31 protein-coding genes and 1 other annotated feature are annotated in these 26,152 nt (G+C 46.6%); of the genes, 30 read left to right on the plus strand and 1 reads right to left on the minus strand.

The genetic code is table 11. From position 1 onward, the window contains the following. Positions 1-14 precede the first annotated feature (14 nt). Positions 15-776: a 23S rRNA (guanosine(2251)-2'-O)-methyltransferase RlmB gene (gene rlmB / locus AC0VYQ_RS00580; protein WP_088838388.1), complete on the plus strand. Its 762-nt coding sequence runs from the start codon at positions 15-17 to the stop codon at positions 774-776. After that, positions 773-1,303 (plus strand): NYN domain-containing protein, encoded by a 531-nt coding sequence (locus AC0VYQ_RS00585; RefSeq protein ID WP_088836001.1) that lies wholly within the window; start codon positions 773-775, stop codon positions 1,301-1,303. The genes rlmB and AC0VYQ_RS00585 overlap by 4 nt, the downstream gene beginning before the upstream one ends. Positions 1,304-1,393: 90 nt before the next feature. Here the strand turns inward: AC0VYQ_RS00585 and AC0VYQ_RS00590 are convergent. Then, positions 1,394-2,721 (minus strand): IS3 family transposase gene (locus AC0VYQ_RS00590; RefSeq protein WP_475403374.1). Its coding sequence is split into 2 segments (ribosomal slippage): positions 1,394-2,352 and positions 2,352-2,721, totalling 1,329 coding nucleotides; the frame shifts between segments, so codons are not numbered across the junction. 252 nt (positions 2,722-2,973) lie between these two features. On the opposite strand from AC0VYQ_RS00590, the gene sigH reads away from it, so the two are divergent. From sigH to rplN, 28 genes are all read left to right on the plus strand, one after another. Next, positions 2,974-3,618, plus strand: a complete 645-nt coding sequence (sigH, locus tag AC0VYQ_RS00595) for an RNA polymerase sporulation sigma factor SigH (RefSeq protein WP_088836002.1) — start codon at positions 2,974-2,976, stop codon at positions 3,616-3,618. A 156-nt stretch (positions 3,619-3,774) separates the two neighbouring features. Further along, on the plus strand, positions 3,775-3,921 hold the full coding sequence (gene rpmG / locus AC0VYQ_RS00600; protein ID WP_029332247.1) for a 50S ribosomal protein L33: 147 nt from the start codon (positions 3,775-3,777) through the stop codon (positions 3,919-3,921). Positions 3,922-3,965: 44 nt separating this feature from the next. Further along, positions 3,966-4,136: a preprotein translocase subunit SecE gene (gene secE, locus AC0VYQ_RS00605; RefSeq protein WP_029332248.1), complete on the plus strand. Its 171-nt coding sequence runs from the start codon at positions 3,966-3,968 to the stop codon at positions 4,134-4,136. Positions 4,137-4,154: 18 nt separating this feature from the next. Further along, positions 4,155-4,706, plus strand: coding sequence for a transcription termination/antitermination protein NusG (gene nusG, locus AC0VYQ_RS00610; RefSeq protein WP_088836003.1), 552 nt, complete (start codon positions 4,155-4,157; stop codon positions 4,704-4,706). 149 nt (positions 4,707-4,855) lie between these two features. After that, positions 4,856-5,281, plus strand: coding sequence for a 50S ribosomal protein L11 (gene rplK, locus AC0VYQ_RS00615; protein WP_012368996.1), 426 nt, complete (start codon positions 4,856-4,858; stop codon positions 5,279-5,281). A 117-nt stretch (positions 5,282-5,398) separates the two neighbouring features. Next, entirely contained in the window at positions 5,399-6,085 is a 687-nt protein-coding gene (gene rplA / locus AC0VYQ_RS00620; RefSeq protein WP_029332250.1) for a 50S ribosomal protein L1, read from the plus strand. A gap of 54 nt (positions 6,086-6,139) precedes the next feature. Further along, positions 6,140-6,294 (plus strand) — a sequence feature (ribosomal protein L10 leader region). Between the two features lie 50 nt (positions 6,295-6,344). After that, complete coding sequence (rplJ, locus tag AC0VYQ_RS00625) at positions 6,345-6,851, plus strand: 50S ribosomal protein L10 (RefSeq protein WP_029332251.1); 507 nt, start codon at positions 6,345-6,347, stop codon at positions 6,849-6,851. A gap of 76 nt (positions 6,852-6,927) precedes the next feature. Further along, positions 6,928-7,293 (plus strand): 50S ribosomal protein L7/L12, encoded by a 366-nt coding sequence (gene rplL / locus AC0VYQ_RS00630; RefSeq protein ID WP_012368999.1) that lies wholly within the window; start codon positions 6,928-6,930, stop codon positions 7,291-7,293. An 81-nt stretch (positions 7,294-7,374) separates the two neighbouring features. Beyond that, positions 7,375-7,971: a class I SAM-dependent methyltransferase gene (locus AC0VYQ_RS00635; RefSeq protein ID WP_088836004.1), complete on the plus strand. Its 597-nt coding sequence runs from the start codon at positions 7,375-7,377 to the stop codon at positions 7,969-7,971. 231 nt (positions 7,972-8,202) lie between these two features. Next, the gene (rpoB, locus tag AC0VYQ_RS00640; protein ID WP_088838389.1) at positions 8,203-11,760 is read left to right on the plus strand and encodes a DNA-directed RNA polymerase subunit beta; all 3,558 of its coding nucleotides are present in this window, start codon (positions 8,203-8,205) and stop codon (positions 11,758-11,760) included. A 20-nt stretch (positions 11,761-11,780) separates the two neighbouring features. Continuing rightward, positions 11,781-15,380 (plus strand): DNA-directed RNA polymerase subunit beta', encoded by a 3,600-nt coding sequence (gene rpoC / locus AC0VYQ_RS00645; protein WP_088836005.1) that lies wholly within the window; start codon positions 11,781-11,783, stop codon positions 15,378-15,380. Positions 15,381-15,460: 80 nt separating this feature from the next. Further along, on the plus strand, positions 15,461-15,712 hold the full coding sequence (locus AC0VYQ_RS00650; RefSeq protein WP_029332255.1) for a ribosomal L7Ae/L30e/S12e/Gadd45 family protein: 252 nt from the start codon (positions 15,461-15,463) through the stop codon (positions 15,710-15,712). A gap of 125 nt (positions 15,713-15,837) precedes the next feature. After that, complete coding sequence (rpsL, locus tag AC0VYQ_RS00655; protein WP_012369004.1) at positions 15,838-16,260, plus strand: 30S ribosomal protein S12; 423 nt, start codon at positions 15,838-15,840, stop codon at positions 16,258-16,260. Positions 16,261-16,309: 49 nt separating this feature from the next. Then, on the plus strand, positions 16,310-16,780 hold the full coding sequence (gene rpsG / locus AC0VYQ_RS00660; RefSeq protein WP_012369005.1) for a 30S ribosomal protein S7: 471 nt from the start codon (positions 16,310-16,312) through the stop codon (positions 16,778-16,780). Positions 16,781-16,904: 124 nt separating this feature from the next. Further along, entirely contained in the window at positions 16,905-18,983 is a 2,079-nt protein-coding gene (gene fusA, locus AC0VYQ_RS00665) for an elongation factor G (protein ID WP_475403988.1), read from the plus strand. A gap of 117 nt (positions 18,984-19,100) precedes the next feature. Further along, positions 19,101-20,288: an elongation factor Tu gene (gene tuf, locus AC0VYQ_RS00670; RefSeq protein ID WP_088836007.1), complete on the plus strand. Its 1,188-nt coding sequence runs from the start codon at positions 19,101-19,103 to the stop codon at positions 20,286-20,288. A 316-nt stretch (positions 20,289-20,604) separates the two neighbouring features. Beyond that, the gene (rpsJ, locus tag AC0VYQ_RS00675; RefSeq protein ID WP_029332258.1) at positions 20,605-20,913 is read left to right on the plus strand and encodes a 30S ribosomal protein S10; all 309 of its coding nucleotides are present in this window, start codon (positions 20,605-20,607) and stop codon (positions 20,911-20,913) included. A 68-nt stretch (positions 20,914-20,981) separates the two neighbouring features. Next, on the plus strand, positions 20,982-21,608 hold the full coding sequence (gene rplC / locus AC0VYQ_RS00680) for a 50S ribosomal protein L3 (RefSeq protein ID WP_029332259.1): 627 nt from the start codon (positions 20,982-20,984) through the stop codon (positions 21,606-21,608). 29 nt (positions 21,609-21,637) lie between these two features. Continuing rightward, positions 21,638-22,261: a 50S ribosomal protein L4 gene (gene rplD / locus AC0VYQ_RS00685; protein ID WP_029332260.1), complete on the plus strand. Its 624-nt coding sequence runs from the start codon at positions 21,638-21,640 to the stop codon at positions 22,259-22,261. Continuing rightward, the gene (rplW, locus tag AC0VYQ_RS00690) at positions 22,261-22,545 is read left to right on the plus strand and encodes a 50S ribosomal protein L23 (RefSeq protein ID WP_029332261.1); all 285 of its coding nucleotides are present in this window, start codon (positions 22,261-22,263) and stop codon (positions 22,543-22,545) included. The genes rplD and rplW overlap by 1 nt, the downstream gene beginning before the upstream one ends. Positions 22,546-22,577: 32 nt before the next feature. Next, positions 22,578-23,408, plus strand: a complete 831-nt coding sequence (rplB, locus tag AC0VYQ_RS00695) for a 50S ribosomal protein L2 (protein WP_029332262.1) — start codon at positions 22,578-22,580, stop codon at positions 23,406-23,408. A 63-nt stretch (positions 23,409-23,471) separates the two neighbouring features. Continuing rightward, positions 23,472-23,750: a 30S ribosomal protein S19 gene (rpsS, locus tag AC0VYQ_RS00700; RefSeq protein WP_012369013.1), complete on the plus strand. Its 279-nt coding sequence runs from the start codon at positions 23,472-23,474 to the stop codon at positions 23,748-23,750. Positions 23,751-23,770: 20 nt separating this feature from the next. Beyond that, positions 23,771-24,103, plus strand: a complete 333-nt coding sequence (gene rplV / locus AC0VYQ_RS00705; RefSeq protein ID WP_029332264.1) for a 50S ribosomal protein L22 — start codon at positions 23,771-23,773, stop codon at positions 24,101-24,103. Positions 24,104-24,115: 12 nt separating this feature from the next. Continuing rightward, complete coding sequence (rpsC, locus tag AC0VYQ_RS00710; RefSeq protein WP_026834299.1) at positions 24,116-24,772, plus strand: 30S ribosomal protein S3; 657 nt, start codon at positions 24,116-24,118, stop codon at positions 24,770-24,772. 33 nt (positions 24,773-24,805) lie between these two features. Next, entirely contained in the window at positions 24,806-25,243 is a 438-nt protein-coding gene (gene rplP, locus AC0VYQ_RS00715; RefSeq protein ID WP_012369016.1) for a 50S ribosomal protein L16, read from the plus strand. After that, positions 25,230-25,433 (plus strand): 50S ribosomal protein L29, encoded by a 204-nt coding sequence (gene rpmC, locus AC0VYQ_RS00720; RefSeq protein ID WP_012369017.1) that lies wholly within the window; start codon positions 25,230-25,232, stop codon positions 25,431-25,433. The genes rplP and rpmC overlap by 14 nt, the downstream gene beginning before the upstream one ends. 31 nt (positions 25,434-25,464) lie before the next feature. Continuing rightward, positions 25,465-25,728 carry a 30S ribosomal protein S17 gene (gene rpsQ / locus AC0VYQ_RS00725; protein WP_014969155.1) on the plus strand — a complete coding sequence of 88 codons (264 nt, stop codon included), beginning with the start codon at positions 25,465-25,467 and terminating at the stop codon, positions 25,726-25,728. Between the two features lie 48 nt (positions 25,729-25,776). Then, positions 25,777-26,145 (plus strand): 50S ribosomal protein L14, encoded by a 369-nt coding sequence (gene rplN, locus AC0VYQ_RS00730; RefSeq protein WP_012369019.1) that lies wholly within the window; start codon positions 25,777-25,779, stop codon positions 26,143-26,145. Positions 26,146-26,152 lie beyond the last annotated feature (7 nt).

Below are 26,152 nucleotides of genomic sequence, written 5' to 3' on the forward strand. Positions count from 1 at the left end.
AGGACCCGGTCGTCATCGAACCACTCGCGGAAGGGCAGGATTTCCTTTACGGACGAAATCCCGTTCTCGAAGCGTTACGAAGTGGACGCGAAATGAATAAACTCTTTATCCAGGAAGGTCAACAAAAAGGTCCACTCGCCGTCATCCATGCGATGGCGCAAGAAGCGAATGTCCAAATTCAAATCGTCCCCCGTTCAAAACTGCATGGTCTGACAGGGAGCGACAACCACCAAGGTGTCGTTGCGGCAGTTGCCGCCTATGAATACGCGGAACTCGACGATATCTTTGCCCTAGCAGAGAAGAAGGATGAGACACCACTCATCGTCTTACTCGACGAGCTGGAAGACCCGCATAACCTCGGTTCGATTCTTCGGACGGCAGACGCTGTCGGTGCGCACGGGGTCATCATTCCGAAACGGCGCTCGGTCGGATTGACACAAGTCGTCGCAAAAGCATCGACGGGTGCAATCGAGCATATTCCGGTCGTTCGCGTGACGAACTTAACGCGGACGATGGAAGACCTCAAGAAAAAAGGACTTTGGTTCGTCGGGACGGATGCGCGTGAAAGTGATGATTACCGGACGCTTGACGGAACGATGCCGCTTGGAATCGTCATTGGTAGTGAAGGAAAAGGGATGAGTCGCCTCGTCCGAGAGAAATGTGATTTCCTTGTCCACCTTCCGATGGCGGGCCATGTCACGTCACTCAATGCTTCCGTTGCCGCGTCACTCTTATTGTATGAAGTGTACCGGACGAGAAAGCCGTACGCGCGATGAAATATGACCGTCTGATCGTTGATGGCTACAATATCATTGGCGCATGGCCGGAATTCCGGACATTGCGGGAGCAAGATTTTGAATTAGCACGGGAACGATTGGTCGATGCAATGGCGGAATATCAGGCAGTGACAGGAATTAGTGTCACCATCGTCTTTGATGCCTATCTTCAGCCAGGGCGCGAGTCACGCTTAAAAAAGAGTGGACTCGAGGTCATTTATACACGCGAGAATGAAACTGCTGACGAATGGATAGAAAAAACGGCAGCCGAGTGGTTACAAGACATCCGTGTCAAGCTGACGGTCGCGACGAACGACTTCACGGAACAATGGGTGATCTTTACGCTCGGCGCACTCCGCATCTCGGCACAAGAGTTGAGACGGGACTGGAAAGCAGCGGTCGCCGTCATTCAGGGACAGACGACGATGTCGAAGACGAGCAAGAAACCGCGGTCGACTATCGATTTGCCGGCAGATGTCATCGAACGGCTTGAACAAATCCGAAGAAGAAAAAATTCAGATCAGTAAGGGGGTCTCCCCTTAAAAATAAACCGTTTTCTTGACGTACTGAACTGAGCCCTAGAGTTTGGACAGTTTAATAAAAGCACCCTTAACGTATTAAGCTGCTATGAGATGGCTTCGGTATTGTACCGGAGTCATCTTTTGTAGTTTCCATTGTCTTCGTTCGCTATTGTAATAATCAATGTAAGCATCGACCATGGCACAGACCTCATCGAGGTCAGATGCTAATTTATAATCGACATAATCTTTCAAGTGCCCAAAGAACGATTCGATCGGGGCATTATCCAGGCAGTTTCCTCTACGGGACATGGATTGAAGCATTCCCATCTCACGGATGCGTGTTTGATAAGCAGGATGCGTATAATGGAATCCTTGATCGGAATGTATCATGGCTTCCGGGTGTATATTCCCTTGAAGTCGTTCTGCGAGTTTATTCGTTGTATGAAGGACTAGTTCCATATGGAGGCTTGTAGATAGATGATGTGCCATAATTTCACGTGTAGCGACATCCTTCACACAAGAGAGATAAACAGTTTGACCAGATCCAATACGGAGATAAGTGATGTCTGTGACGAATACCTTACCAGGCTCATCTTGATCGAACCGACGGTTCAAGTGGTTCGGTACAGTCTTATGTTCATATGTCGCTTTAGCGATTTTACGATAAGCGTTCTGCCTACGGATTTTCGTCACGATTCCAAACTTCCTCATGATACGCAAAATACGTTTATGATTCATCGGTCCACCAATGACATCAAGCATCTCCATGTAAAGACCACGATAGCCGATTTTTCCCTTGTGACGATCATGAACACGTTTTAGAAGTAGGTAGTCCGCATAGTCGCGTTCTTCCCGAAGGGAAACACTATCCGTACGTGCGAGCCAGGCGTAATAACCACTGCGGCTCACTTCAGCGAGCGTACATAGGTCCGTCACGAATCGGCCCGATGATTGTTTCCGTAAGACAATATTGATTGCCTGATAGCGCTCAGATGCGGTTAGTTTCGATACTTCGCCTCTCTTTCGAGAGCGTCGAGCTTTTTTAGTAATTCGTTCTCCGCTGTGAGGTACTTGATTCGTGCTTCAGCTTTCGCAAGGCGTCGTTCGACGGAATCATCTTTTTTCGGTCGACCTCCAAGATTTGATTTTCCACGTCTCTCATTCAAGAGTCCTTCTTCTCCATAAATGCGATAGGTCTTCCGCCATCGTTTCAACGCTTCGTTCGTTGTTCGCTTACCGATCATGTCCAGGTCAAAGCCGCTTTCTTCAAAGATTTGTATCGGTCGCTTACCAGCTAAATTCTCACGTACAGCGTGAATCTTAAATTCTCCTTTATATTGAATCGTACGATCTGATACCGAGGCTACGTGAAGATTCGCTTCAAGTTGTCTGATTTGATCTGGATTGAAGGTACGTCTGTTCATGAATAATTCTCCCGTCTAAATTGAATAGATACAGTATATCGATATCTTTAAACACAAAAAACCCCGAATGGGGTCTTTTATCAAGTGTCCACCATTCAGGGTTCAGTTCATACCTGTCGAGAAGGCGGTTTTTTTAAGGGCGAAATACAGATAAAAAGAGGTCATGCCAATTTTCACTGTCGCAGGATAGGAAATTATTGTATAATTGTAGGCAATTGATTAGTTCGTCATAGAAGCTTGGAGGGATGAAGGATGAGTTTGGTTTCGTTCGACCAGTTTGAGTGCATGTCTGATGAGGCGCTTGTGGAACAAGCGAAGGTATTCGATAATAGCGATGCCCTTGAATTTTTGATCGAGCGCTATCGTAACTTCGTACGTGCGAAGGCCCGGTCATATTTTTTGATTGGTGCGGACCGCGAAGATATCATTCAAGAAGGTATGATTGGCCTATACAAAGCAGTACGTGACTACCGGACTGATAAGTTGGCTTCTTTTAAAGGATTTGCCGAACTCTGCATCACACGGCAAATGATCACGGCAATCAAGACGGCGACCCGTCAAAAACATATTCCGCTCAATTCGTACATCTCGCTCGATAAACCAATTTATGATGATGAATCTTCTGAACGGACGTTGCTTGATATCATCACTTCAACGGCACCATCGGATCCGCAAATCTTGATCGTCAACCGAGAAGAGTATGCAGATATCGAAACGAAGATGGATGAAATTCTTAGTGACTTAGAACGAAAAGTGTTGGCACTTTATCTCGACGGAAGAACGTACCAAGAGATTTCGGATGATCTCGATCGCCACGTCAAATCAATTGATAACGCGTTACAGCGTGTCAAACGGAAACTGGAGCGATACCTCGAGGCACGTGAGTTGATTGTCTAACCGCGAGGTGGATTGACCAATCCGACTACCGTATGCTACTGTATAAATAGCGCCTTACTAGCGAGACGCCGCTCATAGGCGTTTTTTTTTACGCTCTTTTTTGGAGGAATCTCCTCCGTTCGAGAGAGAGAGCGGCAAAGAAGGAGGTCTTTTGAGATGGCGAAGAAAGTAGGCCTTGCTTGTGATATTTGCGGTGCCCGCGATTATACGACGATGAAAAAAGAGGATGTCACAGTCCGCTTGGAATTGAAAAAATTCTGTCGGCGTTGTAACGCGCATACGATTCATAAAGAAGCGAAATAAGGCTTCATCTATCCCGATTTAATACATCCTGGAGGGAAAGTACGATGAAATTTTTGCGTGACGTATGGAATGAACTGAAAAAGACGAGCTGGCCAAAACGAAAAGAATTGACGAAGTACACATTGACGGTAATCGGTATGGTTATCTTCATGGGCGTCTTCATCTTTGGTATCGATTCTGGTCTCAGCGCACTCATGAGTTGGTTGATTAAGTAAAAGAAGAGGTGGCGTACCATGGATAAACAGTGGTTTGTCGTCCAAACGTACTCTGGATTCGAAAACAACGTCAAGGCTAACCTTGAACGTCGGATCGAGTCTATGAACATGGACGAGAAAATCTTCCGTGTACTCGTTCCGATTGAAACGGTACAGGAAGAAGTAACGAATAAAAAAGGCGAAACAAAAATCAAAGAGCGTGAAGTTAAGATTTTCCCGGGGTATGTCCTCGTTGAAATGGTCATGACGGATGATTCTTGGTATGTTGTTCGTAACACACCGAACGTAACCGGATTCCTCGGTTCAGTGGGTGGTGGATCGAAACCGACGCCGCTTCTTCCTGAAGAAGCTGAAAACATCCTTGGTTCAATGGGACTTGTCGACATGAAGAGTCGTTATGACTACTCACTCGGTCAAATCGTCCGAATCAAAGAGGGTGCCTTCGAGAACCTTGAAGGAACGGTTGAAGAGCTTGATACAGAAACAGAAAAAATGAAAGTTTCTGTAGATATGTTCGGTCGCGAAACGAAAGTAGAACTCGATTTTTCACAAGTTGAAAAAATCGATTAAGTTTCCTATTGCGAATGTTTTGTTTTAATGGTACAATTTTTCCTGTTTGATGTTGTGCTTATTTCGATAAATAACTCGTCGAATAGAATGAGTGGGAGGACGCGCAACGTCCAATTAAACCACATTAAAGAATTAAGGAGGTGTGTCTCGTGGCGAAGAAGGTTATGAAACTAGTTAAACTTCAAATTCCTGCGGGCAAAGCAAACCCAGCTCCACCAGTTGGACCGGCACTCGGTCAAGCAGGTGTGAACATCATGGGCTTCTGTAAAGAGTTCAACGCTCGTACACAAGACCAAGCCGGCTTGATTATCCCTGTAGTCATCACGGTTTTTGAAGATCGTTCATTTACGTTTATTACTAAAACTCCACCAGCAGCAGTTCTCTTGAAGAAAGCAGCTGGAATCGAGAGCGGTTCAGGCGAGCCTAACCGTAAGAAAGTAGCGACTGTCAAACGTGACAAAGTTCGCGAAATCGCTGAAACGAAAATGCCAGACCTCAACGCAGCATCTGTTGAAACAGCGATGTTGATGGTTGAAGGTACTGCACGTTCTATGGGTATCGTAATCGAAGACTAAGTCTTTCGAATTACAATGAACAACGATGAGGGTCGCAGGCGGATAGTTAATTGAAGCCTTGCTACCCTTTCATTATGTGGGAGGATTTTCCGCACAACCACAAAGGAGGAACCTAAAATGGGTAAGAAGTACAAAGAAGCTGCTAAACTTATCGATCGTACGGTTTCATACGAACTCGCTGAAGCTGTAGACTTAACTAAAAAGTCTGCAACAGCGAAATTCGATGAAACGATCGAACTTGCTGTTCGTCTCGGAGTCGATCCGAAGAAAGCAGATCAACAAATCCGTGGAGCAGTCGTATTGCCACACGGTACTGGTAAAACACAACGCGTTCTCGTCTTCGCGAAAGGTGAGAAATTGAAAGAAGCGGAAGCTGCTGGAGCAGATTACGCTGGTGATTCTGAGTATATCGCTAAAATCCAAAAAGGATGGTTCGACTTCGATGTTATCGTTGCGACACCTGACATGATGGGTGAAGTTGGTAAACTCGGTCGTGTTCTCGGACCTAAAGGCCTCATGCCTAACCCGAAAACAGGAACTGTTACATTTGACGTCACAAAAGCAATCAACGATATCAAAGCTGGTAAAGTTGAGTACCGTGTCGACAAATCAGGTAACATCCACGTTCCTGTCGGTAAAAAATCATTCGATAACGAGAAGTTGGTTGAAAACATCACTACCGTTATGGAAACTCTCGTAAAAGTTAAGCCTGCTACTGCTAAAGGTGTTTACCTTAAAAACATCGCGATCGCTTCTACAATGGGTCCTGGTGTTAAAGTATCTTCAGCTGACTTCGCGAAATAATTTCGTCTAAAACGAACTTGACAACGTTCTAAGAACGCTGTTACAGTATAAAACGTTGATATATTCGACATACCGTAGACAGAAGGTGCTCAACGATTGAGCTTAAACCCTTCCGAGGTGTTCTTGCTCAGAGAGCCTGTTTGTTCAGGTATCCTTTTTGACGATTACGCCTCCTCTGCCCTGCAGAAGGAGGCTTTTTATTTGAAATCGAGCAGCCCCTCGCGCCGGTACAATTTATTTACCAGGAGGTGCAACAGAAATGGCAAACGAAAAAGTTATCGCTGTCAAAGCGGATCTCGTATCTGAGATCGCTGAGAAAATGCAAGCGAGCGCTGGAACAATCGTCGTCGACTACCGTGGTCTCACAGTAGACGAAGTCACTGAACTTCGTAAACAACTCCGCGAAGCGGGTGTTGAATTCAAAGTTTACAAAAACGGTCTCCTTCGCCGCGCAGCAGTTCAAAGCAACCTTGAAGGTCTTGACGAAGTATTCACTGGTCCTAGTGCGATCGCATTCAGCAATGAAGACGTTATCGCGCCAGCTAAGATCTTGAACAACTTCTCTAAAGAACACAAGGCTCTCGAACTTAAAGGTGGTATCATCGAAGGCAAAGTCACTTCAGTAGAAGATGTCAAAGCCCTTGCAGAACTTCCATCACGCGAAGGTCTCCTTTCAATGCTCCTCAGCGTGCTTCAAGCGCCAATCCGCGGTCTCGCGGTGGCAACGAACGCAATCGCAGAGCAAAAAGAAGAACAATCTGCTTAATGTCCGCTTAGCGGGATAGGCAAACACACAATTTTTCAAACCCCAACGTGGGCTAAATCAAAGGAGGAAAACCATAATGGCTTTCAACAAAGAGCAATTTATCGAAGACCTCAAGGGCATGACTGTTCTTGAACTTAACGAACTCGTAAAAACAATCGAAGAAGAATTCGGCGTATCAGCAGCAGCTCCAGTAGCAGCAGCAGGTGCAGGCGCAGCAGCAGCTGAAGAGCAAACTGAATTCGACGTAATCCTTACTAGCGCAGGTTCTGGTAAAATCAACGTCATCAAAGCAGTTCGCGAATTGACAGGCCTCGGTCTTAAAGAAGCGAAAGCACTCGTTGACGGAACTCCGGCTCCAGTTAAAGAAGGCGTTTCGAAAGAAGACGCTGACGCAATCAAAGCTAAGCTTGAAGAAGCTGGCGCAAGCGTAGAAGTTAAGTAATTTTCTTCTTCCGCAGACAAAAGAAGCTCGCTTTGCGGGCTTCTTTTGTTTTCATCTTTAATCAAGAGAGGGGAAGGAAACATGGCAGACCATTATTACACGAATGATCCCTCCTCAAAACGAGATCCGAAATCATGGGAGTTCGTCTTACGCGGCGAAACGTTCCGCTTCACATCGGACCACGGTGTGTTCTCAAAAGGTGGCGTCGACTTTGGTTCGCGTCTATTGATTGAGGCATTCGTTGAGCCGGATGTACCGGGTGCGATTCTAGATGTCGGTTGCGGATATGGGCCGATGGGGATTTCACTGGCAAAAGCGACCGGGCGTGACGCGAAACTCGTTGATGTTAACGAACGGGCACTTGAACTAGCGGCTGAAAATGCACGTGCGAATGGTGTTTCCGTGACGACCGGTGTAAGTGACGGGTATGTTGGCGTAGGTGATGAGACATTTGCAGCGATCGTGACGAATCCACCGATTCGGGCAGGAAAAGCAGTTGTTCATCGGATTTTACGTGAAGCTTATGATCACCTCGTAGTAGGGGGCGCCCTCTGGGTCGTCATTCAGAAAAAACAAGGGGGGCCATCAGCGAAGAAACTGATGGAAGAGGTCTTCGGTTCTTGCGAGACAGTAACCCGCGATAAAGGGTATTCAATATTTAAATCAATTCGGTCTTGACAAATCGGGTGATTTGTCGTTGACCTTGTGTTGTGTCTATGATAGTATTATAAAATGCCATTGGAGTGATTTTTGGATAAGCAGGTTGAAAGTAGCTGGCGTTCTCGACTACAGATGATTGAGTAGACAAGACGTCGCTTTTTTGCGCTTATCGGTCAAAAAATGGCTTCAATGTTCGATATTACACCCGTCCTTCTCTAGAAGAAGAAGTGGGTCTGAGAGGTGAATCAGTTGACTGGTCAACTTGTTCAGTACGGTCGTCACCGTCAGAGAAGAAGCTATGCACGTATCAGCGAAGTATTAGAACTTCCAAATCTAATTGAGATTCAAACGAATTCATACGAATGGTTCCTACGGGAAGGTCTTCGTGAGATGTTTCATGACATTTCGCCGATTTCCGACTTCACAGGAAATCTCGTATTAGAATTCATCGATTACTCGCTCGGTGAGCCGAAGTATTCGATTGATGAATCGAAAGAACGCGACGTGACCTATTCGGCACCACTGCGCGTTAAAGTCCGTCTTCAAAACAAAGAGACGGGTGAATTGAAGGAACAAGAAGTCTTCATGGGTGACTTCCCGCTTATGACGGAGTCGGGAACATTCATTATTAATGGTGCGGAACGAGTTATCGTTTCTCAGCTTGTTCGTTCGCCAAGTGTGTATTACAACAATAAGTTAGATAAGAACGGTAAACGTGGATTCTCGGCAACGGTCATCCCGAACCGTGGAGCATGGCTCGAACTTGAGACAGATGCGAAAGATATCGTATATGTCCGAATCGACCGCACGCGTAAGATTCCTGTAACGGTTCTTTTACGTGCTCTTGGTTTCGGTACGGATCAGGAAATCATCGATCTCCTTGGAGATGATGAGTACCTCCGGAATTCGCTTGAAAAAGATAATACAGAATCAACGGAAAAAGCCCTCATCGAAATCTATGAGCGTCTACGCCCGGGTGAGCCACCGACAGTTGAAAATGCGAAAGCACTTCTCGTGTCACGGTTCTTCGACCCGAAACGTTACGACTTGGCAAACGTTGGTCGCTATAAAATTAACAAAAAGCTTCATTTAAAAAATCGTCTGTTCGGACAAAAGCTTGCGGAAACGCTCGTTGACCCGGAAACAGGTGAAGTAATCGCAGAAGCTGGAACGGTTCTTGACCGTCGTATGCTCGACAAAGTCTTGCCATTCCTTGAAGGATCTGTCGGTTACATCGAAGCGACGCCAACTGGCGGCGTAACACAAGGCGAAGCCTTCAACTTACAGTCGATCAAGGTGTTCGCACCGGACGATGCTGAAGGTGAACGCATCATCAATATCATCGGTAACGGTAACATCGATCGTGACATCAAGCACATTACGCCTGCTGACATGATTGCTGCAATCAACTACTTCTTCAACTTGTTGCATGAAGTAGGAACAACAGACGATATCGACCACCTTGGTAACCGTCGTCTCCGTTCTGTCGGTGAATTGCTCCAAAACCAGTTCCGTATTGGTCTTTCACGTATGGAACGTGTCGTTAAGGAACGTATGTCGATTCAAGATCAGAATGCGATCACGCCACAGGCATTGATCAACATTCGTCCTGTTATCGCGTCAATTAAAGAGTTCTTCGGTAGCTCACAGTTATCACAGTTCATGGACCAAACAAACCCGCTCGCTGAGTTGACGCACAAACGTCGTCTATCTGCTCTCGGACCCGGTGGTTTGACACGTGAGCGTGCTGGCTTTGAAGTTCGAGATGTTCACTACTCGCATTATTCCCGTATGTGTCCAATCGAAACGCCAGAGGGACCAAACATCGGTTTGATCAACTCACTGTCTTCGTTCGCGAAAGTCAATGAGTATGGTTTCATCGAAGCACCATACCGCCGTGTCAATCCGGAAACGGGTGTTGTCACGGATGAAATTCACTACATGACGGCAGACGAAGAAGATCTCTACGTCGTTGCGCAGGCAAACATGTTGTTGACGGAAGAGAAGACGTTCCAAGATACACACGTCCTCTCACGTTTCCGTGGACAAAACTTGTCTGTTGAGCCATCACGTGTCGATTACATGGATGTTTCTCCGAAACAGGTTGTTTCGGCAGCGACAGCATGTATTCCGTTCCTTGAGAACGATGACTCGAACCGTGCCCTCATGGGAGCGAACATGCAACGTCAGGCCGTACCACTTCTCGATCCAGAATCTCCGATTGTTGGAACTGGGATGGAGTACGTGTCTGCGAAAGACTCAGGAGCTGCCGTTGTTGCAAAACACTCTGGTATCGCTGAGCGCGTAACGGCTCGTGAAATCCTTGTCCGTCGTACGACGGAAGTCGATGGCAACATCGTTCAAGGTGAACTTGATCGTTATAAAATCCAAAAATTCATTCGTTCTAACCAAGGAACGTGCTATAACCAAAAACCAATCATCAAAGCAGGCGATCCTGTCGATAAAGGCGAGATTCTTGCAGATGGTCCATCAATGGACGGTGGGGAACTTGCGCTCGGTCGTAACGTACTCGTCGGTTTCATGACATGGGATGGTTACAACTACGAGGATGCCGTCATCATGAGCGAACGTCTTGTGAAAGATGATGTCTACACGTCGATCCACATTGAGGAATACGAATGTGAATCACGCGATACAAAACTCGGACCGGAAGAAATCACTCGTGATATTCCGAACGTCGGTGACGACGCCCTGAAAAACCTCGACGACCGCGGAATCATTCGTGTCGGTGCTGAAGTAAAAGATGGGGATATCTTAGTTGGTAAAGTTACACCTAAGGGCGTAACGGAATTGACAGCTGAAGAACGCCTGTTACATGCAATCTTCGGTGAAAAAGCACGTGAAGTGCGTGATACATCACTCCGTGTACCACACGGCGGCGACGGTATCATCCTTGACGTCAAAATCTTCGATCGTGATAACGGCGACGAACTATCTCCTGGTGTCAACCAGTTGATCCGTGCGTACATCGTTCAAAAACGTAAGATTCACGAAGGAGATAAAATGGCAGGTCGTCACGGTAACAAAGGTGTTATCTCACGTATCTTGCCAGAAGAAGACATGCCGTACATGCCAGACGGCACACCAATCGACATCATGTTGAACCCACTTGGTGTACCATCACGGATGAACATCGGGCAGTTGCTCGAGCTTCACCTTGGTATGGCTGCACGCCAACTCGGAATCAAAGTCGCATCACCGGTATTTGATGGTGCACGTGAGGAAGATGTTTGGGCAACGATTGAAGAAGCCGGTATGGATCGCGACGCGAAGACTGTTCTTTATGACGGTCGTTCAGGTGAAGCGTTTGATAACCGCATCTCGGTCGGTGTCATGTATATGATTAAACTCGCCCACATGGTCGATGATAAGCTTCACGCACGTTCGACGGGTCCTTACTCACTCGTTACGCAACAGCCGCTCGGTGGTAAAGCCCAGTTCGGTGGACAGCGTTTCGGAGAGATGGAAGTTTGGGCACTTGAAGCATATGGTGCCGCGTATACACTCCAAGAGATCTTAACGATCAAATCGGATGATACGATCGGTCGTGTTAAAGCGTATGAAGCGATCGTTAAAGGCGAAAATGTACCGCAACCGGGCGTACCGGAATCGTTCCGAGTTCTCATTAAAGAACTTCAATCACTTGGTATGGACGTTAAGATGATGTCTGCTGAGGACGAAGAGATCGAAATGAAGGACGACGACGAGGACAACATCCCGAACGCGACTCCAGCACTCGAAGAAGTTCAAGCGCCTGTCGCACCAGTTGTTACTGAAGAGGAATAAGCGAAAGGGAGGTCCACCCCTTGGTAGATGTTAATAGATTTGAATATATGAAAATCGGCCTCGCTTCCCCCGAAAAGATCCGTTCGTGGTCTTTCGGGGAAGTGAAAAAGCCGGAGACGATCAACTATCGTACGCTCAAGCCAGAGAAAGATGGCTTGTTCTGTGAACGGATTTTTGGTCCAACGAAAGACTGGGAATGTTACTGTGGGAAATACAAACGAATCCGTTATAAAGGAATCATTTGTGACCGCTGTGGCGTTGAAGTCACGAAGTCGAAAGTCCGTCGTGAGCGCATGGGTCACATCGAGCTCGCAGCACCGGTTTCGCACATTTGGTACTTCAAAGGAATCCCAAGTCGTATGGGTCTTGTCTTAGATATGTCACCACGTGCGCTCGAAGAGATCATTTACTTCGCATCGTACGTCGTTACAGATCCGGGCGAGTCGACACTCGAGAAAAAACAACTCCTTTCAGAAAAAGAATACCGTGCATACCGTGAGAAATTCGGTAGCTCATTCACAGCTGAAATGGGTGCGGAAGCAGTTCGTAAATTGCTCCGCGACGTTGAACTCGAAAAAGAAGTAGCTGGTTTACGTGAAGACCTTCGAATGATTCAAGGACAACGTCGTACACGTGCGATCAAACGTCTTGAAGTCTTAGATGCTTTCCGCAACTCAGGCAACAACCCGGAATGGATGGTTCTCGAAGTATTGCCAGTCATCCCGCCGGAACTTCGTCCGATGGTCCAGCTTGATGGTGGACGTTTCGCGACATCAGATTTAAACGATTTATACCGTCGTGTTATCAACCGTAATAACCGTCTCAAGCGTCTTCTTGACCTTGGCGCTCCGAACATCATCGTTCAGAATGAAAAACGGATGTTACAAGAAGCGGTTGATGCCTTGATTGATAATGGTCGTCGTGGCCGTCCGGTCACTGGACCAGGTAACCGTCCACTTAAATCTCTTTCACATATGTTGAAAGGGAAACAAGGACGTTTCCGTCAAAACTTACTCGGTAAACGTGTCGACTACTCTGGTCGTTCGGTTATCGTCGTTGGTCCAAACTTGAAGATGTATCAATGTGGTCTTCCAAAAGAAATGGCCCTTGAGCTCTTCAAACCGTTTGTCATGAAAGAACTCGTCTCACGTGGTATCGCACCAAACATTAAGAGTGCGAAACGTAAAATCGAACGCGTTCAACCTGAAATCTGGGATGTACTTGAAGAAGTCATCCGCGAGCATCCGGTTCTCTTGAACCGTGCACCGACACTTCACCGTCTCGGTATTCAGGCGTTCGAACCAACACTTGTCGAGGGTCGCGCGATTCGCCTTCACCCACTCGTATGTACGGCTTACAACGCCGATTTCGATGGTGACCAAATGGCGGTCCACGTACCACTTTCTGCAGAAGCACAAGCAGAAGCACGTCTTCTCATGCTCGCTGCACAAAACATCTTGAACCCGAAAGACGGTAAGCCTGTTGTTACACCATCGCAGGATATGGTCCTCGGTAACTATTACCTCACACTCGAACGCGAAAACGCGATCGGTGAAGGTAAAATCTTCTCGACTGTGAATGAAGCACTCATCGCCTACCAAAATGGGTATGTTCACTTCCATTCACGTGTTGCGATTCCTGCCGGCGTTCTTAAGAACCCGACGTTTACAGAATCACAAAACGAGAAATTACTTGTTACGACTGTCGGTAAGTTGATCTTCAACGAGATCCTCCCAACGACTTTCCCATACTTGAATGAGCCAACAATGAGTAACTTACAGGAAGCAACGCCTGAGAAGTACTTCCTTGAAAATGGAACGGATGTTGCTGCTGAAATCAAGAACCGTCCAATCATTGAGCCATTCAAAAAAGGATTCCTTGGAAATGTCATCGCGGAAGTCTTCAAACGTTTCGAAACGACGGAGACGAGCCGTATGCTCGACCGCATGAAAAACCTTGGTTTCAAACACTCGACACGTGCCGGTATCACGGTTGGTATCTCGGATATCATCGTACTCCCGGACAAACAGGAAATCCTGGTCGAAGCACAAGATAACGTGGATCGCGTTATGAAATCGTACCGCCGTGGTCTCATCACGGAAGACGAGCGCTATGAGCGTGTCGTCAAGTCGTGGAACGACGCGAAGGATGAAATTCAGTCTCGTCTGATGAAATCCCTCAACCGTCTAAACCCGATCTTCATGATGAGTGACTCTGGTGCCCGTGGTAACGCATCAAACTTTACGCAGCTTGCAGGGATGCGTGGACTCATGGCCGCTCCAAGTGGACGGATCATCGAGCTCCCGATCAAATCTTCGTTCCGTGAGGGTCTGACGGTTCAGGAATACTTCATCTCGACGCACGGTGCGCGTAAAGGTCTTGCCGATACAGCCTTGAAAACTGCCGATTCAGGTTACCTGACTCGTCGTCTCGTTGATGTAGCGCAAGATGTTATCATTCGTGAAGATGATTGTGGAACGGATCGTGGTATCCGTGTCATGGCTCTTCGCGAAGGAACGGAAGAAATCGAAAGTCTTTACGACCGACTCGTCGGACGTACGGCATTCGAAAAAGTCGTTCACCCGGAAACGGGAGAAGTTCTTGTTTCTGTTAACGAACTCATCGACGAAGATATCGCGCGTACAATTACGGACGCTGGTATCGACAACGTTGAAATTCGTACTGCCTTCACTTGTAACACGAGTCATGGTGTCTGTAAGAAATGTTACGGACGTAACCTTGCAACGGGTAACGATGTTGAAGTCGGTGAAGCAGTCGGAATCATTGCGGCACAATCAATCGGTGAGCCAGGAACGCAGCTTACAATGCGTACCTTCCACACAGGTGGGGTTGCCGGAGATGATATCACGCAAGGTCTTCCACGTATCCAAGAGTTGTTCGAGGCCCGTAATCCGAAAGGTCAAGCGGTCATCTCGGAAATCGACGGACAAGTCATCGACTTTACAGAGTCGCGTGACAAACGTGAATTGACGATTCAAGGTCTGAGCGAAACACGCACATACACGATTCCATTCGGATCGCGTCTTCGTGTCCAACTCGGTGAAGAAGTCATTGCCGGTCAAGTGTTCACAGAAGGATCGATTGATCCGAAAGAACTCTTAAACGTTAAAGGTGTATCTGGTGTTCAGAACTACCTTCTTCAGGAAGTTCAAAAAGTATACCGGATGCAAGGAGTTGAAATCGGTGACAAGCACGTCGAGGTCATGGTTCGTCAAATGATTCGCCGCGTTCGCGTCATCGAGTCAGGTGAGACAACACTTCTCCCTGGTTCACTCGTTGATATCAGTACCTTTAAAGAAGCATGTAAAGAAGCGCTCCGTGCAGGAAAAGCACTCGCTTCCGCTAAACCAGTTCTCCTTGGTATTACAAAAGCATCGCTTGAGACAGACTCGTTCCTATCAGCTGCTTCGTTCCAGGAAACTACTCGTGTCCTTACGGATGCAGCAATCAAAGGGAAGAGCGACTACCTTCGCGGCTTGAAAGAGAACGTTATTATCGGTAAACTAGTTCCAGCTGGTACAGGAATGACACGTTACCGTCAAATCGGACTCGAAGTAGCTGGTGAAGCACCTGTAGAAGCAGATTCTCCTGTAGAATAAAACGCCTTGACACGTCGGTATGGCGGTGCTACTATGATATAGTGTTGCCAACCGGCCGTGTTATTTTGGAGGATATCTTCATGTCTTACAAAAAAGTAGTCGGCGCAGATTTGAAGTTTGTCGGTCAAAAGCAAACGCTCAAAGCATTGCGATCTGGCAAGGCGTCGGAAGTGATCATCGCGGATGACGCAGATGAACACGTAAAACAAGCATTGCTGGATGCGGCGAAACAAGCTAACGTTCCGGTTGTGAGCGTGCCTTCTAAGCTTGAGCTTGGTAAGGTTTGTGGAATCGATGTCGCGGCAACTGCTGTTGCCATTAAGAAAGTTTGATAATACGTTTTGTGTGGCGATGGAATGCCTGAGCCACGCAAAACGTTTCATTATGACTTTCGATGAACCACCCGGCTCGGTGGTTTTGAAACTTGTCATGAATTCAGGAAGGGAGGATCTCAAAGATGCCTACTATCAATCAATTGGTCCGTAAAGGACGTCAATCAAAAGTTGTGAAATCAGATTCGCCAGCGCTGAACAAAGGGTACAACAGCTTCATTAAAGCTCGTACTGACATCAGCTCACCACAAAAACGTGGTGTTTGTACTCGTGTAGGTACAATGACTCCGAAGAAACCGAACTCGGCTCTTCGTAAGTACGCACGTGTACGCTTGACGAACACAATGGAAGTAACAGCTTACATCCCAGGTATCGGCCACAACTTGCAAGAACACAGTGTTGTTCTTATTCGCGGAGGCCGCGTAAAAGACTTACCAGGGGTACGTTACCACATCGTTCGTGGTGCACTCGATACAGCTGGTGTTGACGGCCGTATGCAAGGTCGTTCGAAATATGGTACTAAACGTCCAAAAGCAGCAAAAAAATAATCTAGATATCTGAAGATATCACCTCACTATATGAAAGGAGGGACTCGGAATGCCACGTAAAGGTCAAGTAGAACGTCGTGATGTAATGGCTGATCCGATCTACAACTCTAAACTCGTTACCCGCCTTATCAACCGTCTTATGTTAGATGGTAAAAAAGGTACTGCTCAACAAATCTTATACAAAGCTTTCGAAGCTATCGCTGAACGTTCAGGTCGCGATGCAATGGAAGTTTTTGAAGAGGCGATGAACAACATCATGCCAGTTCTTGAAGTAAAAGCACGCCGTGTAGGTGGAGCTAACTATCAAGTTCCTGTCGAAGTCCGCCCTGAGCGCCGTACGACACTTGCACTTCGTTACCTCGTGAACTACTCACGTCTCCGTAACGAAAAAACTATGGATGCTCGTCTTGCTAATGAAATCATGGACGCTGCAAACAACACTGGTGCTTCTGTTAAGAAGCGCGAAGATATGCACAAAATGGCGGAAGCGAACAAAGCGTTTGCTCACTACCGCTGGTAAATCCGGAATTAACCACCTCATCTATGCCATTTTGTATGGAAATATGAGGTGGCTTTCGGGTATAGTCATGACGTGTGGCAACGCACGTACACTAAATTAAAATGCGAAAGGAGAATGTTTAAAGATGGCAAGAGAATTCTCCCTTAAGAACACCCGTAATATCGGGATCATGGCCCACATCGATGCTGGTAAAACAACAACGACTGAGCGTATCCTCTATTACACGGGTCGTATCCACAAAATCGGTGAAACGCACGAAGGTGCTTCACAAATGGACTGGATGGAGCAAGAGCAAGAACGTGGAATCACGATTACATCGGCAGCAACAACTGCACAATGGAAAGGTAACCGCGTAAACATCATCGATACTCCTGGACACGTAGACTTCACTGTTGAAGTTGAACGTTCACTCCGTGTACTTGATGGTGCGGTTGCAGTACTTGATGCTCAGTCTGGTGTTGAGCCACAAACTGAGACAGTATGGCGCCAAGCTACAACTTACGGCGTACCACGTATCGTTTTCGTAAACAAAATGGATAAAATCGGTGCAGACTTCCTGTACTCGGTCGGAACGCTCCGCGATCGCCTTCAAGCGAACGCACACGCAATCCAAATTCCAATCGGCGCTGAAGATGAATTCAAAGGAATCATCGACCTCGTTGAAAAGAAAACATACATGTACGGTAACGACATCGGTACTGATATCGAAGTAACGGATGGTTTCCCTGCAGAATTCGCAGACGAAGCTGAAGAACTTCGTGCATCATTAATCGAAGCTGTTGCGGATTACGAAGAAGAAATGATGATGAAATACCTCGAGGGCGAGGAAATTTCAATCGAAGAGTTAAAAGCGGGTATCCGTAAAGCGACTCTTACAGTTGATTTCTACCCTGTACTCGTTGGTTCGGCATTCAAGAACAAAGGTGTTCAGCTTATGCTTGACGCAGTCCTTGACTACCTCCCATCACCAGTCGACGTAAAAGCAATCACAGGAATTAACATGGATACAGATGAAGAGATCATTCGTGAGTCTACTGACGAAGCGCCATTCTCTGCACTTGCATTCAAAGTTATGACTGACCCGTATGTTGGTAAATTAACGTTCTTCCGTGTGTACTCTGGTACAGCTTCGGCAGGATCATACGTTAAGAACTCAACAAAAGGTAAACGTGAGCGTCTTGGACGTATCCTTCAAATGCACGCGAACAGCCGTGAGGAGATCCCAATGGTCTTCGCTGGTGACATCGCTGCAGCTGTAGGTCTTAAAGATACAACTACTGGTGATACGCTTTGTTCTGAGAAAGACAACGTCGTTCTCGAATCAATGACATTCCCAGAACCAGTTATCTCGGTCGCAATCGAACCAAAAACGAAAGCCGACCAAGATAAAATGGGTCAAGCACTTGCTAAGCTTGCTGAAGAGGATCCAACGTTCCGCACTGAAACAAACCCAGAGACTGGTCAAACGATCATCTCAGGTATGGGTGAGCTTCACCTCGACATCATCGTTGACCGTATGCGTCGCGAGTTCAAAGTCGAAGCTAACGTTGGTGCTCCACAAGTAGCTTACCGTGAAACGATTCGCCAAGCGGCGAAAATCGATTCTAAGTTCGCTCGTCAATCAGGTGGTCGTGGTCAGTATGGTCACGTCGTCGTAGAATTCGAGCCGAACGAAGAAGGTGCTGGCTTCGAGTTCAACAACAAAATCGTCGGTGGTGTTGTTCCACGTGAATACATCCCAGCGGTTGAGCACGGAATCGAAGAAGCTCTTCAAAACGGTATCCTTGCTGGTTATCCAGTAGTTGACGTTAAAGCAGCACTCGTTTTCGGTTCATACCACGATGTCGACTCAAACGAGATGGCATTTAAAATCGCGGCTTCAATGGCAGTCAAACAACTTAAAGATAAGAGCGGCGCTGTTATCCTTGAGCCAATGATGAAAGTTGAAATCGTCATCCCAGACGAATACATGGGAGACATCATGGGTGACGTTACGTCACGCCGTGGACGCGTTGAAGGTATGGAAGCTCGTGGGAACGCACAAGTCGTTCGCTCGATGATTCCACTTTCGGAAATGTTCGGATATGCAACAGGACTTCGTTCGCGCACACAAGGTCGCGGTACGTACTCAATGCACTTCGATCACTACGAAGAAGTACCGAAATCAGTTGCTGAAGAAATCATCAAAAAATCAAACGGCTAATCCTTCACAGGTTGTCACGATTATTTGATTAGTGTAAGCTAAGGAAGGTGTACGTTATTCGACGATTCACCTTCCTAGTTATAAAAAATTATTAGACACATAGAGGAGGAATTCAGAATGGGTAAAGAAAAATTCGACCGTTCTAAACCGCACGTTAACGTTGGTACAATTGGCCACGTCGACCACGGTAAAACAACTTTAACAGCAGCTATCTCAGCTGTACTTGCAAAATCACAAGGTAAAGCTGCAACTAAGTTTGACCAAATCGATGGTGCTCCAGAAGAGCGCGAGCGTGGTATCACTATCGCAACAGCTCACATCGAGTACGAAACAGAAAAACGCCACTATGCACACGTTGACTGCCCAGGTCACGCTGACTATGTTAAAAACATGATCACTGGTGCTGCACAAATGGACGGCGCGATCCTCGTTGTTTCTGCAACTGACGGTCCAATGCCACAAACACGTGAGCACATCTTGCTTTCACGTCAAGTAGGTGTTCCTTTCATCGTAGTATTCATGAACAAAGTCGACATGGTTGACGACGAAGAGCTTCTTGAACTCGTTGAAATGGAAATCCGCGAACTTCTTTCTGAGTATGACTTCCCAGGCGATGACCTCCCAGTTATCCAAGGATCTGCTCTCGGCGCGCTTAACGGCGAAGCTAAATGGGAAGAAAAAATCATGGAACTCATGACAGCTGTTGATGAGTACATCCCTGAGCCAACTCGCGACACTGAAAAAGACTTCATGATGCCAGTTGAGGATGTTTTCTCAATCACTGGTCGTGGTACAGTAGCTACTGGCCGCGTTGAGCGTGGAGTTCTTAAAGTCAACGACGAGATCGAAATCGTTGGTCTTCACGAAGAAACTAAAAAATCAGTATGTACTGGTGTAGAGATGTTCCGTAAGCTTCTTGACTATGCTGAAGCTGGCGACAACATCGGAGCTCTTCTTCGTGGTGTATCACGTGACGACATCGAGCGTGGACAAGTTCTCGCGAAACCAAACACAATCACACCGCACAAAACTTTCAAAGCGCAAGTTTACATCCTTTCAAAAGAAGAGGGTGGCCGTCACACGCCATTCTTCGGTAACTACCGTCCACAGTTCTACTTCCGTACAACTGACGTAACTGGTATGTGCCAACTTCCTGAAGGTACTGAAATGGTTATGCCTGGGGACAACATCGAATTGACTGTTGAACTCATCGCACCAATCGCTCTTGAAAAAGAAACTCGTTTCTCAATCCGTGAAGGTGGCCGTACAGTAGGCGCTGGATCAGTTACAGAAATCGTTGAGTAATTTTTAAGCAAAAAGGTCTTCCGTCTCCCGTGACGGAAGACCTTTTTTTGTTTTCTGAAAAACAGTCTTGCAACATGGTCAGACATCTTATATACTGAGGAAAGTGTTTGTGCGAGTGGTGAGAGACTTGAAAACAAGTTCTAATTTATTTTGCTTGCATTCTTGCTTGGAATTAAGTAAACTAGAATATGTTGGTCACAAACACAACGCGATGAAGCGGGAGGTTATGACACACCAGGCGGCATTGCCATGGCTAGTGTGGAAATTTCCGCGGAGAATGTCTATTTACGAAATAGGCGAAAAGGAGGGAAACAACATGGCAAATGAAAAAATTCGGATCCGTTTGAAAGCATACGATCACCGCGTGCTTGATCAATCGGCTGAGAAGATTGTCGACACAGCAAAACGTTCTGGTGCTACTGTATCTGGACCGATCCCACTCCCAACGGAGAAAGCGATCTACACAGTACTTCGTGCCGTTCACAAGTACAAAGATGCTCGTGAGCAGTTCGAAATGCGTACACACAAACGTTTGATCGACATCGTTAACCCAACACCGAAAACAGTTGATGCGCTTATGCGTCTTGAACTTCCATCGGGCGTTGACATTGAAATCAAACTTTAATTTTTCTTCTATAAATAGTTGATACTAGCCAGAAGATCAAAATCATTCAATATTAGGAGGTGTATCTCATGGCTAAAGGAATCTTAGGAACTAAACTCGGTATGACACAAATCTTCAACGAGTCAGGCGAAGTAGTACCAGTTACTGTTGTTTCAGTAGAAGGTAACGTTGTTCTTCAATTGAAGACAATGGAAGTGGACGGTTACGAAGCAGTCCAACTCGGCTTTGGTGATATCAAAGAAGGTCGTCAAAACAAACCGCAAAAAGGTCACGCTGCGAAAGCAAGTGCGACACCTAAGCGCTTCATTAAAGAAATCCGTACATCTGTAACAGATTTCGAAATCGGTCAAGAGATTAAAGCAGATACTTTCGCTGCAGGCGAAATGGTTGATGTAACAGGTACGTCGAAAGGTAAAGGTTTCGCTGGAGCAATCAAGCGTCACAACCAATCACGTGGTCCAATGGCTCACGGTTCGCGTTACCACCGTCGCCCAGGTTCAATGGGTCCTGTCGCTCCAAACCGTGTATTCAAAGGGAAATTGCTCCCAGGACGCATGGGTGGAGAACAAATCACTGTTCAAAACCTTGAAATCGTAAAAGTTGATGTAGAACGTGGCTTACTCCTCGTCAAGGGTGCTATCCCAGGCGCACGTAAGAGCCAAGTTGTCGTCAAAACTGCGGTTAAAGGCAACTAATCCGTTTGCAAGGAAAGGAGGAATAACGAATGCCTAAAGTAGCTTTGCTTAACCAAACAGGTACACAAGTTGGAGATATTGAGCTCGCAGATGCCGTTTTCGGAATCGAGCCAAACGAAGCAGTCGTATACGATGCAATCGTCATGCAACAAGCTTCACGTCGCCAAGGTACACATGATACAAAAGGTCGCTCGGAAGTTCGCGGTGGCGGCCGTAAACCATGGAAACAAAAAGGTACTGGTCGTGCACGCCAAGGTTCGATCCGTTCGCCACAATGGGTTGGCGGTGGAACAGTCTTCGGTCCAACACCACGTTCGTACGCTTATAAACTTCCTAAAAAGGTTCGTCGTCTCGCATTACGTTCAGCACTTTCTTCGAAAGTCGCTAACAACGAGTTCATCGTTCTTGAAGGTTTGACAATCGATGCTCCGAAAACAAAAGATATGATTTCGGTCTTCGCTGCTCTTTCAATCGAACGTAAAGTTCTTGTAGTTACTGCTGATTACAACGAGACAGTCGTTCTTTCAACACGCAACATTCCTGGTGTCACAGTCGTTGACGCTGCTGGAGTAAACGTCCTTGATCTTGTCGGACACGACAAAGTCATCTTCACGAAGGATGCAGTTGCGAGAGTAGAGGAGGTGCTTGCATAATGGCACATACACACGACATTATCAAACGTCCTGTAATTACTGAACGCTCAGTGAACCAAATGGCTGAGAAAAAGTACACGTTCGAAGTAGACGTGAAGGCATCTAAGACTCAAATCAAAGATGCTGTTGAAGCGATCTTCGGCGTTAAAGTTGAAAAAATCAACACACTTATCTCAAAACCAAAAGCAAAACGCGTAGGTCGTCACGCTGGTTACACAGCACGCCGCAAAAAAGCGGTCGTCACGCTTACTGCAGATAGCAAAGAACTCGATTACCTCGGTTAATCGGTACTCTGTAGAAAAGGAGGGAACTCTCGATGGGAATTAAAAAGTTTAAACCGACCACTAACGGTCGTCGTAACATGACTGCACTCGACTTTGCTGAAATTACGGCTTCACGTCCTGAAAAATCGTTAACTGAAAAGCTTTCGAAAAAGGGCGGACGTAACAACCAAGGTCGCTTGACAGTACGTCACCAAGGTGGCGGACACAAACGTAAATACCGTATCATCGACTTCAAACGTAACAAGGATGGCATCGCTGGCCGTATCGCTACAATCGAGTACGATCCGAACCGCTCTGCAAACATCGCTCTTGTACACTACATCGATGGTGAAAAACGCTACATCCTCGCACCTAAAGGATTGAAAGTTGACATGCAAATCATGTCAGGAGCAGAAGCTGACATTAAAGTCGGTAACGCTCTTCCACTTGTAAACATCCCAGTTGGTACGTTGATCCACAACATCGAACTTAAGCCTGGTAAAGGTGGTCAGTTGGTACGTTCAGCTGGTACTTCTGCTCAGCTTCTCGGTAAAGATGGTAAATATGCGATTGTTCGTCTTCAATCAGGCGAAACACGTATGATCCTTGCTACTTGCCGTGCTACAATCGGCGCTGTCGGTAATGAAGAGCATGAGCTCGTCAATATCGGTAAAGCTGGTCGTTCACGCTGGCTCGGAAAACGTCCTACAGTTCGTGGTTCTGTAATGAACCCAGTTGATCACCCACACGGTGGTGGTGAAGGACGTGCTCCAATCGGTCGTTCGGGCCCACTTACTCCTTGGGGTAAACCGGCACTCGGATACAAAACTCGTAAGAAAAACAAAGCGAGCGATAAATACATCGTCCGCCGTTCTAAAAAATAATTACGTGATTTCTGAACGGTTCGTAGGAACCGTTCCTGAATCATGCCAAAGGGAGGTACAACTATGGGTCGCAGCTTGAAAAAAGGTCCATTTGCAGATCACCATTTGCTCGCTAAGGTTGATAAAGCCAACGAAGCTGGTGACAAGCATGTTATCAAAACTTGGTCACGCCGCTCGACAATCTTCCCAGAGTTCATCGGTCACACGATCGCTGTCTACGATGGTCGTAAACACGTACCGGTTTACGTGACAGAAGATATGGTCGGTCACAAACTTGGTGAATTCGCGCCAACTCGTTCTTATAAAGGACATGCTGGTAACGATAAGAAGACGAAACGTTAATCTGAGGGGAGGTACTCATTATGCAATCAAAAGCATCGGCTAATATGGTTCGCATTGCTCCTCGTAAGGCACGTCTCGTAGTAGACTTAATCCGCGGGAAGCAAATCGGCGAAGCTCTTTCGATTCTTGCTTACACGAACAAGGCAGCAACGCCAATCGTTGAAAAAGCATTGAAATCGGCAATCGCGAACGCTGAGCACAACTTCGACATGAACATCGAAAACCTCGTAGTAACAGAGGCTTACGTCAACGAAGGTCCAACGCTCAAACGTTTCCGCCCACGTGCAATGGGTCGCGCAAGCCGTATCAACAAACGTACGAGCCACGTTCACATCGTGGTATCTGAAAAATAAGGAGGGATTACCGTGGGTCAGAAGATTAACCCAACTGGTCTTCGCGTAGGTATCATCAAAGACTGGGAATCACGTTGGTTCGCAGATAAAGACTATGCTGATCTCCTTCATGAAGACTACGTAGTTCGTGAATATATCGAAAAACGTCTTAAAGACGCTAGTGTTTCTAAAATTGAAATCGAGCGCGCTGCAAACCGCTTGAACATTTCACTTCACACTGCTAAACCTGGTATGGTTATCGGTAAAGGCGGTTCTGAAATCGAAACACTTCGTACAGACATCACTAACCTTGCAAAAGGCAAACGCGTTCACGTTAACGTCGTTGAAGTGAAAAACCCGGATGCAGTTGCTAAACTTGTCGCTGAAAACATCGCTCGCCAACTTGAAGGCCGCGTATCTTTCCGTCGTGCAATGAAGCAATCAATCCAACGTTCTATGCGTTCAGGTATCAAAGGAATCAAGACTGAAGTTTCTGGTCGTCTTGGTGGCGCTGATATCGCTCGTTCAGAGAAGTATTCAGAAGGAACAGTTCCACTTCATACACTCCGTGCAGACATCGATTACGGTACTGCTGAAGCTGATACAACTTACGGCAAAATTGGCGTAAAAGTATGGCTCCACCACGGTGAAGTGCTTCCTACTAAAAAAGCAGCATCTAACGAACAATAATCCACATCCGTCTAGGGAAGGAGGCAACACAACATGTTGTTACCAAAACGTGTAAAATATCGTCGTGTTCACCGCGGCAACATGCGTGGTAAAGCGAAACGTGGTACTACAGTACACTTCGGCGAGTTCGGTATCCAAGCTCAAGAAGCTAGCTGGATCACTAGCCGTCAAATCGAATCAGCGCGTATCGCGATGACTCGTTATATGAAACGTGGTGGTAAAGTGTGGATCAAGATTTTCCCACATAAACCATACACTAAAAAACCTCTTGAAGTCCGAATGGGTTCAGGTAAAGGTGCTCCGGAGGGCTGGGTTGCAGTCGTTAAACCGGGGAAAGTAATGTTCGAAATCGCAGGAGTATCGGAAGAGATCGCACGCGAAGCTCTCCGTCTTGCATCACACAAACTTCCAGTAAAATGTAAGTTCGTAAAACGTGAAGAAAATGGTGGTGATACGAATGAAAGCAACTGATCTCCGTCAGCAAACTACAGAAGAGCTCAACGGTAAAGTCGGTTCGTGGAAAGAAGAGTTGTTCAACCTTCGTTTCCAACTCGCGACTGGTCAGCTTGAGAACCCTGCTCGTATCCGTGAAGTGCGCAAGTCGATTGCACGCGCGAAAACCGTTCTTCGTGAACGCGAACTCGGCATCAACAACGCATAATTCACTCGGATTCTGAGAGGAGGAACACTCAATGGAACGCACTAACAACCGCAAAGTATTAACTGGACGCGTCGTATCTGACAAAATGGATAAAACGATCGTTGTTTCAGTTGAGACTAAAGTAAAGCACAAGCTCTACGGCAAACGCGTAAACTACTCTAAGAAGTATAAAACGCATGATGAAAGCAACACAGCTAAAATCGGTGATGTTGTACGCATTCAAGAAACACGTCCACTTTCTAAGGACAAACGTTTCCGTCTCGTAGAAGTCGTCGAAAAAGCAGTAATCATCTAAACTCTAATTAGTTCGGATGAATAAACATCCGGAGGGAGGTACAATCGTATGATTCAACAAGAATCTCGCTTGAAAGTAGCAGACAACTCAGGAGCTCGTGAAGTCTTGACGATCAAAGTCCTCGGTGGATCTGGTCGCAAAACTGCTAACATCGGTGACGTAATTGTTTGCACAGTTAAACAAGCAACACCAGGTGGCGTTGTCAAAAAAGGTGAAGTTGTACGCGCAGTAGTCGTTCGTACTAAACGTGGCGTTCGTCGTAAAGACGGTTCGTACATCCGTTTTGACGAAAATGCAGCAGTCATCATCAAAGATGATAAAAGCCCACGTGGCACACGTATCTTCGGACCAGTCGCACGCGAACTTCGTGAAAAAGACTTCATGAAGATCGTCTCGTTGGCACCGGAAGTACTTTAATTCCAAA

The sequence above is a fragment of the Exiguobacterium sp. QJM3NY_9 genome (assembly GCF_056173545.1).